This window comes from Sphaerotilus sp. (assembly GCF_034519685.1).
In the GTDB taxonomy this organism is placed as follows: Bacteria; Pseudomonadota; Gammaproteobacteria; order Burkholderiales; family Burkholderiaceae_C; genus Sphaerotilus.
Genome location: NZ_JAXHOF010000003.1, coordinates 1,311,053 through 1,324,701, shown reverse-complemented (window position 1 = coordinate 1,324,701; position 13,649 = coordinate 1,311,053). Strand labels below are relative to the sequence as shown.

The window sequence follows — 13,649 nt, the reverse complement described above, 5'->3', positions numbered from 1 at the left end:
GGACACACACGCCATGAGTGCATGGGATTCGCTGGAAATAGACGCCGTGAACGAAGCGGTGAAGGCCACGGCTGGTCCGGTCGAACCGCTGCACGGCGTGTGGACCGGCGAGTTGCTGGCGCTCAGCGGCGATGGCAGCGAGACGGCGCTGGTGCGGGTGCCGGAGGTCGATCCGCACGCGGCCCTGCGCGCCCGAACCACGGTTGACCTGCACGGCGCGCACATCGGGCGCTTGGTGACGCTGGTGTTCGAGCGCGGCGACGTGGCGCGGCCGATCGTCACCGGCGTGCTGCGCGGGCCCGGTGCGTGGCCGCTGCCCGACCCGCCGGCGCAGGTGCAGGTCGAGGCCGATGGCCAGCGGCTGGTGGTGAACGCGGGCGAGCAACTGGTGCTGCGCTGCGGGCTGGCGAGCATCACGCTGACCAAGGCGGGCAAGGTGCTGATCCAGGGGGCTTATGTGTCCAGCCGGTCCAGCGGCGTGAACCGCATCAAGGGCGGCTCGGTGCAGCTCAACTGAGCCAACGGAGCCATGGAACTGATCAACTCCACCCGCATGCTGGCCGGCTACAACCTGGGGCTGGCGCCCAGTGGGCGGGAGTCGCTGGTGGTGGTGATCAAGGGCACCTTCGTGCTGCCCAAGCCGGACGAGGCGGTGCGGCTGCACGAGCAGCAGTTGCCGCTGGTGATGGCCGACACGTTCACGGGGGCGCCGGGCCTGTCGGCGCCCGTGCAGGAGGTCGATTTCGCGCCACGCAAGCCCGCCTGCGATGTCCTGCTCGTCGGCAGTGCCCATGCGCCGCAGGGCCGGCCGACCGACCGCACCGACGTGGTCCTGCGCGTCGGGCCGATGCTCAAGCGCTTCGATGTCGTCGGTGACCGCGTCTGGCAGGCGGGGCTCACGGGCATCCGCGTGTCCGATCCGCGGGCGTTCGTGCAGCAGCCGATCTCGTATGACGTGGCCTTCGGTGGGGTCGATCAGGCGTCCGAAGATCCGGCGGAGCACGACGCCTACATGCCCAACCCGGTCGGTCGCGGCTTTCATCGGCACCTGAAAACGGAGTGGGTCGATGGCCGCCCGCTGCCGAACACCGAGGTGGTCGGGGAGCCGGTCCAGTGGCCGACCGAAGCCTATGCCCCGATGGCGTTCGGCCCGCTGGGACGTGGCTGGTCGTCGCGGTCGGTGTACGCCGGCACCTATGACCAGCGCTGGCTGGACCACGAATTCCCGTTCCTGCCCCACGATTTCGACGAACGGTATTTCCAGGCCGCACCGCTCGACCAGCAGATCCCGCACAGCCGCACGCCGATGGAGGTCGCGATGCGCCACCTGACGCCCGACGGCCTGCGCCATTTCATGCTGCCGCACTTCGACGCGCCGGTGCATGTGTTCCCGAAGAGGGGCGGGCGAGAGGACTACCTCGCCACGCTCGACACCCTCGTGTTCGAGCCGGACCAGGAGCGTTTCACGATGACCTGGCGCGTCAACCGGCCGCTCAAGCGCAACCTGTTCGAGATCGCGCAGGTGCTGGTGGGCAAGAAGGGCCGCGCGTGGTGGCAGCAGCGCGAGCAGGTGGCCTTCCCGATCCCGGTCGTGATGGTGCCGATGCCACGTGAGCCCGAGGAGACTGCGGGATGAGCGCTCCCTCCCATGGGCAGCCGCTGGCGATCGGCCGCACCGGGCTGGTGACGTCGGTCGGGCTGAGCGCGCCGGCGGCGTGTGCCGCCATCCGCGCCAAGCTGACCAACCCGAGCGAGACGCGCTTCATCGACTCGCATGGCGAGTGGATCATGGCGCACCAGGTGCCGCTCGACGCGCCGTGGCGGGGCCGCACCAAGCTGGTGAAGATGGCGGCGCTGGTGGTGGACGAGGTGCTGGTGGAGGTGCCGCGCGCGGCGTGGGCGGGGCTACCGCTGCTGCTATGCGTGGCCGAGGCTGACCGGCCGGGGCGGCTGGACGGGCTGGAGGATCGTCTGTTCACCGAACTGCGGGCCGAACTGGACACCCGTTTTCACCCGGCGTCGGCGCTGGTCGCGCACGGGCGGGTGGCGGTGGCGGTGGCGTTGCGCAAGGCGCGGGCGCTGCTCTGGGAGGGCGGCTTCGAGCAGGTGCTGATCGCCGCGACCGACAGCCTGCTGACCTGGCCGACGCTCAGCCACTACGAGCGCGAAGACCGCCTGCTCGCGCCGCACAACTCGAACGGGTTCATGCCGGGCGAGGGGGCGGGGGCGCTGCTGGTGCGGCGACCGGCCGGGGCGGAGGAGCTGATCGTGTCCGGGCTGGGCTTCGGCGTCGAGAAGGCGCACCTCACCTCGGACGAGCCGCTGCGCGCCGAGGGCCTGTCGGCGGCGATCAAGGCGGCGCTGGCCGAGGCGGGCGTGGCGATGCACGACATGGATTTCCGCATCACCGACCTGTCGGGCGAGCAGTTCTATTTCAAGGAGGCGGCGCTGGCCCTGTCGCGCACGCTGCGCCAGCGCAAGGAGGAATTCGACCTCTGGCACCCCGCCGAATGCACGGGTGAGCCGGGTGCGGTGGCGGGGGTGTCGATCCTGGCGCTGGCGGACGCGGCGTGCCGCAAGCGCTACACCAAAGGCCCGGCGATCGTTGCGCACATGGGCAATGATGCGGGCCAGCGGGCGGCGCTGACGCTGCACTGGCAGGGGCGCTGACATGGCCAATCAGGTCTACGCCAACGGCATGGAGGTGTCCTGCAAGGCGGCCGATGGCAAGTCGATCTGCGCGTTTCCGGATGTGTGCTTCACACCACCGCAGACGCCCGCGACGCCGCCGGGTGTGCCGATCCCGTATTCGAACACCGGGATGGCCTCGGACACGAGCGATGGTTCCACCACGGTGAAGATCTCCGGGCAGGAGGTGATGCTCAAGAACAAGAGTTATTTCAAGAAGAGCACGGGGGATGAGGCGGGGTGTGCGCCGATGAAAGGGGTGGTGACGCACAAGATCACGGGGAAGGTGTACTTCAAGGCTTGGTCGATGGATGTTGTGGTCGAGGGCGAAAACGTGGTTCGTGCGTTTGATTTGACGACCCATAATCACGCTAGCGAGCCAGGGCAAATCGCAACAATTTACACTGACGAAGCTTTCATGTCTGCTGTTGCCGCTGGTGGAGATTCACTCCCGAAGTGCGAGTGTTGTGGTGGCAGTGTTCATTCAAAGGCGCAGGCGAATGGCGATTCGATAAGTGAAGACGAATTTTACTCCGGGCATCCAGATGGTGCAGAATGGTTGAAAATTACTCGAGATAATTGCCCTGGTATTGTGCCCGCACAGCCGCCAACAGCAGATCCCTGTGCAAAGTATTACAAGGGAATTAAAAGCACTAAAAGCCCGAGAGCTGAGTACAGCCAAGCTGGAGCAAATCCGCTTTCTAATCCAAATTCGTTGCCGCATATACATGGGCAAGGTCAAATGGCTCACCGCGTCCCCTTGGCTGCAGGAGGATGTCCAATCGGCAAGGGTAACGTGCACCCTGTTGCGCCAGGGCCATGCAAGACATTGGAGGACATGAGTTCTGATATACATGGTGCTTGCATGAAATTTTGGGGTTGATGAATTGCATTGACGTTGCTTTCTTGATGATTTTCTGAGGGTTGCATGATTATTCCTGGGTTTGTGTCGAGAGGCGCTTTTAATTGGACAAAATTGGGGTATCACTTCCATTTGTCCGAGGATGAAAAAGCGCAGATATTTTCTGAGAAAGCTACCGATCCGTGGCTGGATCTTGCTCGGATTGTAGAGGCGGCAAAAATTGGTGATTTTTCCCCAGCGAAGAATTTGATACGATATTTTCAAGGCGATCACCAAACCAACATAAATCCGGTTGCATTGCTTGTTGCGGGAGATATTGGGCGACAGGAAGATCTTGAGAGCTTGGTCGACGTGATGCGTAGAGGCCCAGATGGGCTTCGCATTTATGCATGTCAAGGGGCTAGAAACGCAGGTAGCCTTTGGCTTGTGCCTCACATGCTGGCGGCATGGCGTTTGTGCAGCGGTTCGGATGCGCACGAAACTATTGGATTTGCAATCGCAGATATGCTTGATCCTATTGCATCCCTGGATGATCTTGGCTTTATAGGCGCAATGGCGGGACATCATGAGGTAGATGTTGGCGAGAGTCTGGTTTCTTCTGACATTGGCCGACTGGCTCGTCGCCTAAGTTCCGAGAGTTCTGCCTATTCGTTTGCGCGCGCTGTGTATCAGCGTTATATGGAGTTGCGCGACCAGTGCGAAAGTGAAGAGGATACCGTTTGGGCTGGTAAGAAATCAGGTGTCGTGGAATTCTCTGAGCATTTCTTGAAAATGTTGAGCTGCGGGAGTTTTGATATTACACAGGCTCCATTGGTTGTGCCATTGAGAGAGAAGTTTGAAGCTATGACGGGCATGGATTGCACAGGTTTTTATCGTGAGGGTAGATTGGTTCATGGTGAAGTTGTGCATGTTTTGGAGAAATTTTTGGCTTCTTCTTTCGGCAATGAATACCAAGCGGGTAAAAGGTATTTTTTTTCGAGACGTATTGCTTGAGTCTGGCGCTGGATAATACGTGCACGCGATCTCTGTAATAACCAATCAATTGGTGGAAGGTGTGGTCGACCTTCGCCAGGTTAGGGTTGGACTAGAGCATGCGCCGCATGTGCGGCTGCTTAATTTGCGGCGCCTTGATGATCGCCTTGCTGCCTGTCTGGACGGTATAGTCGTTGCAGGGGGTCTGGGCTCCGCTTACTGTGCCATGGCTTGTGAGTCGTACCGTGCGGCGAACATATTCTTGCTGGGCGTTCAAGGATTTTTGGCCGGTAGCACTCCCATTGCCACGCTTATGTTGCTGAGTAGAAATAGTGCGGAGGCAGAGAGAGGTTTGCTGGGTGCGTTGGGGTGGGTCGGTGCTCCGGCATTGCGTGACCCCATCCGGGGGTTGCTGACTTCCTCCGACCCGCTACAACGCCGCATCGCCTTAGCTGCTTGCGCCCTGCACCGCGTCGATCCCGGCCCTCCACTCGACGCCGCTTTCACCGCCACCGACACCCCACTTCGCGACAGAGCCTTCCGCGTGGCGGGTGATGTCGGCCGCATGGACCTGCTGCCGCTGCTGCAGGCCGCTGCCCTTCGCGACAGCGAGCCCGCCGAGCCGCGCTTCTGGGCGGCCCGCTCTGCCGTGATGCTGGGCGATCGCGGTTCCGCGCTGGCTTTGTTGAACAAGCTGGCGGAAGGCACAGATCCCTTCAGCGACGCCGCCGCCGAACTGGCCCTGAAAGCCCTCGATCTCCCCACCGCCCACCAGCACCTGCGCCACTGCGCCGCCCAGACCAAACCCGACACCCCCGCCGCAGCCCAGGCCCGACGCCGCCTCATCCGCCGCTGCGGCATCACCGGCGACCCCCATTTCATCCCCTGGCTGATCGCCCAGATGACCGACCTGCGCCTGACCCGTCTGGCGGGCGAGGCGTTCTCGATGATCACCGGCGCCGACCTCGCCTGGCTGGACCTCGACCGCAAGCCTCCCGCCGGCATCGACTTCGGCCCGAACGACGACCCCGAGGACGACAACGTCGCGATGGACGAGGACGACGGCCTGCCCTGGCCCGATCCCGACAAGGTCCAGGCGTGGTGGCAGACGCAGCAGCACCGGTTCCCCGCCGGCCAGCGCTTCTTCATCGGCGAGCCGCCCAGCCCCGCCCACGCGCTGAAAGTCCTGCGCGACGGCTTCCAGCGCCAGCGCATCGCCGCCGCCCAATGGGCCTGCCTGCTCACCCCCGGCACCAAGCTGTTCCCGACCGCCGCCCCCGCGTGGCGCCAGCAGCGCTGGCTGAAGGCCATGGGCTGAGGGCGTGGCCATGGGACTGCTCACTGCCTCCACCGCGCTGTCGCTCGTCGCCGTGGCCATGGTGCTGCTCGCGGCGCTGGATGTCGTGCGCCACGACCAGATGACCACCACGGCCCGGGTGCGCCTGACGGTCGCGCTGGTGTTCGGGCTCGTGGTGGCCTGGCTGCAATGGCCGTTCCTGTCCTGATCCACCGTGTCCCGCAAGGAGTTCCCGCACATGCAGCGACGACATCTGCTCTCCCTGGCCGGCGCGAGCTGGTTGTTGCCGGCGTGCGGTGGTGGCGCCAATGCGGATCCCCCCGTGTCGCCGCCGGTTCCGGAGCCTCCGACGCTTGTGCCTTCCGCACCCGCCAGCTTGCTCGACCTCACCCACGTCACGCTGACCCTGCCCGTCAAGGCCGACGGCACGACCGGCGGCGCCCCGGCCCGCACGCTCAAGACCGCCGAACTCCTGCCTTCCGCGACCGGGGCGCGGGGATACGAATCCGAGTTCTTCCGCGCCGTGTTCGTGGACGGCACCGGAATCAGTCCCGACGCGGCCGTGATGTTCTGGTGCCCGGTCACGGGGGCCCTGTCCAGCACGACCAGCGACAGCCCGCGCACCGAGTTCCGCCACCAGCGTCAGTCCGGCACCAACGACGGCTGGACCACTGCTGACGGCTCGCCGGTGACGATGACGGTTGAATGCAGGCTGACGCAGTTGCCGCCAAGGCGCGGCTCGGTCGTCGTGGCCCAGGTCCACGGCTTTCGCATGACCGATGCCAGTGGTGCGCTGGTCAACGCGCCGCCGCTGCTGCTGGTGATCGTGGAGCCTGTCGCGGCCGGTGGCTACCAGGTGCGTGCCAAGCTGCGGCGCAGCGCGGACGACAGCCGCACGGGCTACGACAACCATGTGCTGATGAAGTTCGCATCGCTGGACACCTGGCTGACGCTGCAGGTGTGGGTGCGCGACATGAAGGTCTGGATCAACGGGGCCGACTTTGCCATCGACCCGACCTGGCGCGACATTGGCCAGTATTTCAAGGCCGGCGTCTATCTGGACGAAACCGGCACCGACGCCATGCAGGGCGGCCGGCTGCTGATGCGAACACTGACGTTCCTGTGAGCGACGCACCGAGGGAGACGGGCATGCACATGCGTGAGGTAGTGGTGTTGACCGTGGCGATGGCCTGGCCGCTGACCGTGCTGGCGGCGGGACCACCGAAGACGTGCCAGCCGGATGTCAGCCAATCCGCGCGGCTGGAGCAGGCGCAGCAGGCGTACCGGCCTGGGGAGTCGGGCGAGTCTGTGCGGCTGTGGGACGCGCTGCTGCGCGACAGCGCCGACGGCCCTGCTTGCCGGACCGTGGAGATCGCCTGGCGCATCGGCGAGTTCCTGAAGGTGCAGAAGACCGAATCGCCTGAGCTGGCGCTGCGTTTCCTCAACCGGGGCATTGCTGCCCACGTGAAGGGCAAGCCGGCCGAGGACTGGTCGCTGGGCAAGGTGCTGAAGACCACGGGACATTTTTTCCGGCGACAGCGCGACATGGAGAGCGCTTGCAAGAGCCTGAGCGCGGCCTGGCGCATCTTCAGCACGCTGGAGGGGGCCGCCGCGGCACGCGACCAGACCCGCGCGGAACTGGCGCTGAATGGCTGCCCGATGCCGTCCTTGCCCAGTCCGTGACCGCCGCGGGAGGTCTCAGCGGCATTCCTTGCGGATGAACTCCCGGTCGGCCGCTGTCACCGGGTCGCCGAGTGCCGACTTCTGCAGCAGGTCGTTGCATTTCACCTGGGTCACATAGTCGGGCGAGGGCGGGTTGACCCGGACGACCTTGGGCGGGCGTCCGTTGGGTGACCAGGTCGGATCTTCGGAGTAGCCCTGCGGGGAGAGGGGCGGCTTGTCGTTCTCTGTCGGGTATGCGGTGTCCGTGCGCTGCGCGGCCGGTGCGGGTGCCGGGGCTGGCTTGGCCACCTTGTCGACCGGTGCGGGCGCGGGCGCGGGGGCTGGGGGTCTGGGTCTGGTCACGGGTGCGGCTGGCGGCGTGGCGGGCGCGGCAACGACGGGCGCCACCGGGGGGGGCACCGGCGCAGGGGCTTCGGGGACTGTCACAGGTGCAGTGGCTGGCGGCTGTGGGACTAGGACGGTCGCCGGGGCGGCAGGGGCGATCGACACCGGGGCGGGCAATGCCGCGGGGCGCATCAGCGTGTAGGCCAGTCCGCCTGCGCCCAGCAGTGCCACGACACCGCCCGCGATCCAACGGCCCTGGCCACGCGAAGCCTGCGGCGCCGGCCCTGCGGGCATGGCGGTCTGCGGCCGGGGCGGTGGTGCGGGTTCAGGGACCGGGAGGGTGATCGTCGGGGCTGGTGTGGGCGCTGGTGTGGGAGAGGGCACGGGAGAGGGCGGTGTGGCGAACAGGGCACGCAGCGCGGCGATGCTCTGCGGCCGGTGTTGGGGCAGCACGGCCAGACAGGCGTCGATCGCCTCCAGGAACGCCGGGCTGTAGTGACCCGCCACGGCCTGCGCCAGTGGCACGTACTTGTCCGTCATCACCCGTGTCACCGATTGCGGCGGCGTCTGGCCCGTGATCGCGAAATAGACCACGGAGCCGAGCGCGTACAGGTCGGTCCACGGCCCCTGCTTGACACCGGGCATCTCGCCGTACTGCTCGATCGGCGCATAGCAGGTCTTCAGGATCACGGTGAGTGCCTGCGTCATGTCGCCGATGACCCGCCGCGCCGCGCCCAGGTCCAGCACGACCGGGCGGCCGTCCTCCAGGACCATGATGTTGTCGGGGGCGATGTCGCGGTGGAAGGTGTCGGCGCGGTGCATCACCTCCAGTGCGTCGAGCACGGGTGCCAGCAGGCTGCGCAGCCAGACCTCGTCGGGTGGGGCGGGCAGCGCCTTCAGCGTCGCGGCCAGGGTCCGGCCGGTGTAGAGCGGCATGACCATGTAGGCCGTGCCGTTGGCTTCCCAGAAGCGGTAGACCTTGATCAGCGACGGATGGTCGAACTGCGCCAGCAACCGCGCCTCGTTGACGAAGCTGCGCAGCCCCGCCTCGAAGGTCTCGGCGTGGCGGCGCGAGCGCACCGAGACGGTCATCGCCTGGGTGCGCGCCGCCAGCGCCGACGGCATGTATTCCTTGATCGCCACTTTGCGGTGCAGCGAGTGGTCCTGCGCCAGATAGACGATGCCGAAGCCGCCTTCGCCGATCATCGACAGCAGCTCGAACTCGCCCATGCGGGTGCCGGCGGGCAAGGCGTTGCCCTGGTCATCGTCGGGCAGCTCGCCCGGTTTCAGCGCGCAAGCCGGCGTCGGGGCCGCCGCGCCGGGCAGGTGGACGGTCATGTCCGGGTCGTGTTCAGTGCTCGCCATGGTTCATCCGCCGTACAGCTCGCGCCGACGGTCCTCTTCGGCCTTGCGCCGCAGGTCGACGCAGATCGGATGGCGGCTGAATTCGGGGTTTGCACAGGCGTCCTGGTGGCACATTTCGCGCGCCAGGAACTGCCGTTTGCCACAGACCTCGTCGGGCGAGCGCGGGCCGGCCGGCGGGCTGCTGCGGGCTTCGCTGGCGTTGGGCGCGGGGCGGGCGACCGGTCGGTCGACCACCTGGGGCGCTGGCGGGGTGACGGGGGCGTCGGGCTCCTGCTTCTTGGCAGTGGTGGCGGCTGCGGCGGCCGCAGCGGCGGCTCTGGAGGCAGCTTCTGCCCGGGCGGCGGCCAGTGCGGCCTTGTCGGGTCTGGAGGCGGCCGGGCTTGCCGGTACCGCGGCGCTGGCGGCGTTCACCGCAACCGGCGCAGGCGTCCCGGCTCCAGTGGCCGAGGCCGCTTCCGGGTATTCCGTGATGATCGGTGTCTCGGGCCGGGCCGTCGGGGCCGAGGCGGTGGAGGTCGGCGCCGACGCTGCGGCGACCAGGCCCTTGTCGCCGGGGGAGGGTTTCATCAGCATGTAGCCCCCGATGCCCAGCACGACGGCCGCCACCAGGACGGCCGTGACCAGGCCGCCGTGTGTCGAGGAGCGAGGGGAGGTGTCCGAATGGGCGGGCGGGGCGGCGGGCGGCGGGGGGGGCGGGGGCGGGACCGGTGGCGCGGCCGTGGGGGTGGGCGAGACGGTGGGCGAGACCGTCGGGTTCTGCTGCGTCGCGCCTGGCGGCACCATCCGCATGTCGCGCCCGGTCGGCGCCGTCAGACCTGTCCGTGGTGGCGGAGCGGCGTCGAACGGGCTGCTGGTCACCACCACGGTGTGGTTGTCGTCGACCGCGCGGCCCGGCGGGCGGGTCACGGGCGCGATCACGGTGCTGTCGTGGTCGAATCCGGTGGCGTTCGGCATCAGCCCGAGCAGCTGCAGCAGTGCCTGCACGCTCTGCGGCCGCTCGTTCGGGCGGACCGCCAGCGTCTGTTGCCAGGCATCGAGGAACGTGGCGCTGTAGTGTTGGCCATGTTCCGCCTCCAGCCGCGCGGCCACGTCCGCCAGCGGCACCAGCTCGTCCTGCACCGTGCGGGCGGCGGCGGGCGGTGGCGGCTTGCCGGTCAGGCTGGCGTAGACCACGGCGCCGAGCGCGTACAGGTCGGTCCACGGCCCCTGGCGCAGGTTGGGCACCTCGGCGTATTGCTCGATCGGGGCGTAGTTGGGCTTGAGGATGGCGGTCAGCGTCTGCGTGCGGTCGCTGATGACTTGCCGCGCAGCGCCGAAGTCCAGCAGCACCGGCCGACCATTGCGCAGCAGCAGGATGTTGTCCGGCGCGACATCGCGGTGGAAGATCTGCTGGCTGTGCAGCGCCTCCAGCGCGCCCAGCAGCGGCACCAGCACCCCCATGAGCCAGGTCTCGGTGGGCGGGCCGGGCAGTTGCTTCAGCGCTTGTGCCAGCGTCTGGCCGGTGTAGAGCGGCATGACCATGTAGGCCGTGCCATTGCCCTCCCAGAAGCGGAAGACCTTGACCAGCGCCGGGTGGTCGAAGCGCGCCAGCATCTTCGCTTCGAGCATGAAGCTGCGCCGGCCGGCCTCGAACGTCTCGGCGTGGCTGCGACCCCGGGCCTGCACCTGCCCGCCCACGGTGCGTGAGGCGAGCAGCCCTGGCATGTATTCCTTGATCGCCACCTCCCGCTCCAGATCATGGTCGAAGGCGCGGTAGACGATGCCGAAGCCGCCGACGCCCACCAGTCCGCGGATCTCGAATTCACCCAACCGGGTGCCGATGCTCAGGGTGCCGTCTTCTTCCACGGGTTCGTCTCGCGCTGGGAGGTTGGGGAGGGGGCTGTGGCAGTGGGCAGGACTGCCGAATCAGGATAGCCCCATGCGCCGCGGGTGTCTTGTGACTTTGGTTTTCGCCCAGGCCAGGTGCCCGCAGCGGGCCTGCATGACTTTCGTTGATTGCCGACCGCTGCTGCCGGGTCAACACTGGGAATCCGAATCCTGCTCTGCCCCCCACCCGGAGGAAAAATGCGACTGCTGATACGGGCCGTGAGCCTGGCCGGACAGCCCCTGACCCAGCCGATCACCGGGGTCTTCGATGACCGGGGCGGCACGATCGGCCGCTCGGACACCTGCACGTTGATGCTGCCCGACCCGGAGCGCCACATCTCGCGGGTACAGGCCGAGGTCAGCCGCGACGAGCGGGGTTATGCGGTGCGCAATGTCAGCCACGCCAACCCCATCGTGGTGAACGGTCGGCCGGTGCCATCCGGGCGCAGCGTGCTGCTGGCCGATGGCGACGATCTGCAGATCGGCAGCTACCTGCTGCGTGTCAGCCGCACATCGCAGGTGACGGCCGCGCCGGCTCCCGCCCTGGCCCCGGCCCCTGCTGTCCTGCCGGCGCCGCCTGTGCCCCCCGTCGATCCCTTCTCTGTCGATGCCTGGGCGGCGTTGCCTGGGGCACCGTCCTCGTCTGCTCCGCCCCTGCCCGGCCTGTTTGACGGCCTGGGCGCGTTGGCTGCCCCACCCGCGCCACCGCCGGCCGCCCTGCCTTCGGGCTTTGATCTGGGAGAGGATCTGGGTTTCGACGGGGCAGGGCGTCTGGGCGTCGGGCATGGGCAAGCGGCGGCGGGTCTGGACGACCTGTTCGGTCTCGGCCCGGCCGTCAAGGGCACCGATGCCGTCGACGACTTCCTGCGCCTGTCCCCGGCCGCCTCGGCGCGTCCACCATCCGCCCCGCCTTCTGCACCGCCAGTGGCCGACCGGACCCCGGAGCTGCACGGCTCGCTGCCCTTGCCCAGGCCCGCAGCCCGCAGCGCCGCGGCCGCGGGCGCCGGGCTGACCCAGCTGCTCGGCGATGTGCGCAGCTGGGGTGCACCGGCTCCTCCGCCGGCACCGGTGCCAGTGCCTGAGCCTGTTCCTGTTCCTGTGCCAGCCCTTGCCCCTGGGCCGTCTCGGGCGTCCGTGCCTGTCGGGCCTTCGGGTGGTCCTTCTCCGGTCGCGGCTGCGGCTGCAACTGCAGGTGCTGGCGCGGATCCGCTGTGGGATGCTTTCTGCGAAGGCGCCGGCATTGCCCTGCCGATGCCCGGCGGGCCGACCCCCGCGCTGATGCGCACGATCGGCCAGATGCTGCGGCGCAGCGTGGACGGCACGGTGCAGCTCGTGGCCGCCCGCGCCACCACCAAGTCCGAGCTGCACGCCCAGGTCACCATGATCCAGCCGCGCAACAACAACCCGCTGAAGTTCTCGCCCGATGGCCGCATGGCGCTGGAGCAGTTGCTGCAGCCGCCCCTGCGCGGCTTCCTGGCTGGCCCGGAGGCGATCGACCAGGCGATGGACGACCTGGTCGGCCATGCGGTGGGCACGATGGCGGGCATGCGCGCCGCGCTCGACGGCGTGCTCGACCGCTTCGCCCCCGACCAGCTCGAAGCCAAGCTGACCCGCCAGTCGGTGTTCGACAGCGTGCTGCCGATGCACCGGCGGGCGCGGCTGTGGGAGCTGTACCTGCAGCACTTCCAGTCCGTCAGCGACGACGCCAAGGACGATTTCCATTCCCTGTTTGGCAAGGCCTTCCTGCAGGCCTATGAAGAACAGCTCGACCGGCTGGACGCCACGCGCCAGGCCGCCCGCCCCGCAGACGGATCTTCGCGATGACGCCGCCCCCGCTCCTCCCGCTGGATGTCCACACCTGTGTGGATGCTGGCGCCCGTGACCACAACGAGGACGATCTGCGCATCGGGGCCGGCGGCGAGCTGGCCTGGGCGGTGCTGTCGGACGGGGCCGGGGGGCACAGCCGCGGTGACGAGGCGTCGCGGCGCGTGGTCACTACGGTCGACGAGGCGATGCGGCGCGCCGTCGCGGCGGGCGAGGGACTGTCCGCTGCCCGGCTCGGCGACGCGATCGAGCAGGCCCATGCCCGCCTCAACGCCGAACAGGCCAACTTGCAGGGCCGCCGCCGCATGCACGCCACCGTGGTCGCGCTGTGCCTGGACCGGGCGCGCAGCGAGGTGGTCTGGGCGCATGTGGGGGACAGCCGGCTGTACCGGCTGCGCGACGGGGTGGCCGTGGCGCTGACCCGCGACGACAGCCTGGTGCAGCAGATGGTGGACGCTGGCTACCTCACCGCCGAAGCGGCGCAGCACCACCCGCGCAAGAACCAGTTGCTCTGCGCGCTGGGCGGGGCCGAGCCGATCGAGGTGCATGTGGCCGAGGCGCCGCTGCCGGTGCGGGCGGGGGACGCCTTCCTGCTGTGCAGCGACGGCTGGTGGGACGTGGTGACGCCCGAGGCGATCGCCCGCACGCGGCGGCATGCGCTCGATGCGGCCGACTGGGTGCACCGGATGCGCAGCCTGATCCTGGAGGCCAACGAGTCGAACCAGGACAACTACAGCGCGGTGGTGATGATCGTCGGCTGAACCGCCG

At 67.8% G+C, this 13,649-nt stretch carries 13 protein-coding genes; 11 read left to right on the top strand and 2 right to left on the bottom strand.

Annotated elements, in window-relative coordinates; genetic code table 11:
- Positions 1-13 precede the first annotated feature (13 nt).
- The 9 genes from U5O44_RS09850 to U5O44_RS09810 are packed head-to-tail and all read left to right on the top strand — an operon-like array spanning position 14 to position 7,502.
- Positions 14-517 carry a DUF6484 domain-containing protein gene (locus tag U5O44_RS09850; protein ID WP_322588252.1) on the top strand — a complete coding sequence of 168 codons (504 nt, stop codon included), beginning with the start codon at positions 14-16 and terminating at the stop codon, positions 515-517.
- A 12-nt stretch (positions 518-529) separates the two neighbouring features.
- A complete protein-coding gene (locus U5O44_RS09845) occupies positions 530-1,636 on the top strand; it encodes a DUF2169 family type VI secretion system accessory protein (RefSeq protein WP_322588251.1) in 1,107 nt (368 codons plus the stop codon).
- Positions 1,633-2,670 (top strand): hypothetical protein, encoded by a 1,038-nt coding sequence (locus tag U5O44_RS09840; protein WP_322588250.1) that lies wholly within the window; start codon positions 1,633-1,635, stop codon positions 2,668-2,670. The genes U5O44_RS09845 and U5O44_RS09840 overlap by 4 nt, the downstream gene beginning before the upstream one ends.
- Position 2,671: 1 nt before the next feature.
- Positions 2,672-3,571 carry a DUF4150 domain-containing protein gene (locus U5O44_RS09835; RefSeq protein WP_322588249.1) on the top strand — a complete coding sequence of 300 codons (900 nt, stop codon included), beginning with the start codon at positions 2,672-2,674 and terminating at the stop codon, positions 3,569-3,571.
- Positions 3,572-3,616: 45 nt separating this feature from the next.
- The gene (locus U5O44_RS09830) at positions 3,617-4,543 is read left to right on the top strand and encodes a hypothetical protein (protein ID WP_322588248.1); all 927 of its coding nucleotides are present in this window, start codon (positions 3,617-3,619) and stop codon (positions 4,541-4,543) included.
- A 19-nt stretch (positions 4,544-4,562) separates the two neighbouring features.
- Entirely contained in the window at positions 4,563-5,840 is a 1,278-nt protein-coding gene (locus U5O44_RS09825; protein WP_322588247.1) for a TIGR02270 family protein, read from the top strand.
- A gap of 10 nt (positions 5,841-5,850) precedes the next feature.
- Positions 5,851-6,027, top strand: coding sequence for a hypothetical protein (locus tag U5O44_RS09820; RefSeq protein WP_322588246.1), 177 nt, complete (start codon positions 5,851-5,853; stop codon positions 6,025-6,027).
- Between the two features lie 30 nt (positions 6,028-6,057).
- Positions 6,058-6,945, top strand: a complete 888-nt coding sequence (locus U5O44_RS09815; RefSeq protein WP_322588245.1) for a polysaccharide lyase family 7 protein — start codon at positions 6,058-6,060, stop codon at positions 6,943-6,945.
- A 23-nt stretch (positions 6,946-6,968) separates the two neighbouring features.
- Complete coding sequence (locus tag U5O44_RS09810; RefSeq protein WP_322588244.1) at positions 6,969-7,502, top strand: hypothetical protein; 534 nt, start codon at positions 6,969-6,971, stop codon at positions 7,500-7,502.
- 15 nt (positions 7,503-7,517) lie between these two features.
- Here the strand turns inward: U5O44_RS09810 and U5O44_RS09805 are convergent, their stop codons facing one another.
- A complete protein-coding gene (locus tag U5O44_RS09805; protein WP_322588243.1) occupies positions 7,518-9,191 on the bottom strand; it encodes a serine/threonine protein kinase in 1,674 nt (557 codons plus the stop codon).
- A gap of 3 nt (positions 9,192-9,194) precedes the next feature.
- The gene (locus U5O44_RS09800; protein WP_322588242.1) at positions 9,195-11,036 is read right to left on the bottom strand and encodes a serine/threonine protein kinase; all 1,842 of its coding nucleotides are present in this window, start codon (positions 11,034-11,036) and stop codon (positions 9,195-9,197) included.
- 219 nt (positions 11,037-11,255) lie between these two features.
- Between U5O44_RS09800 and tagH the strand changes: the two genes are divergently transcribed.
- Positions 11,256-12,881 carry a type VI secretion system-associated FHA domain protein TagH gene (tagH, locus tag U5O44_RS09795; protein ID WP_322588241.1) on the top strand — a complete coding sequence of 542 codons (1,626 nt, stop codon included), beginning with the start codon at positions 11,256-11,258 and terminating at the stop codon, positions 12,879-12,881.
- Positions 12,878-13,642, top strand: a complete 765-nt coding sequence (locus U5O44_RS09790) for a PP2C family protein-serine/threonine phosphatase (RefSeq protein WP_322588240.1) — start codon at positions 12,878-12,880, stop codon at positions 13,640-13,642. The genes tagH and U5O44_RS09790 overlap by 4 nt, the downstream gene beginning before the upstream one ends.
- Positions 13,643-13,649: the final 7 nt, after the last annotated feature.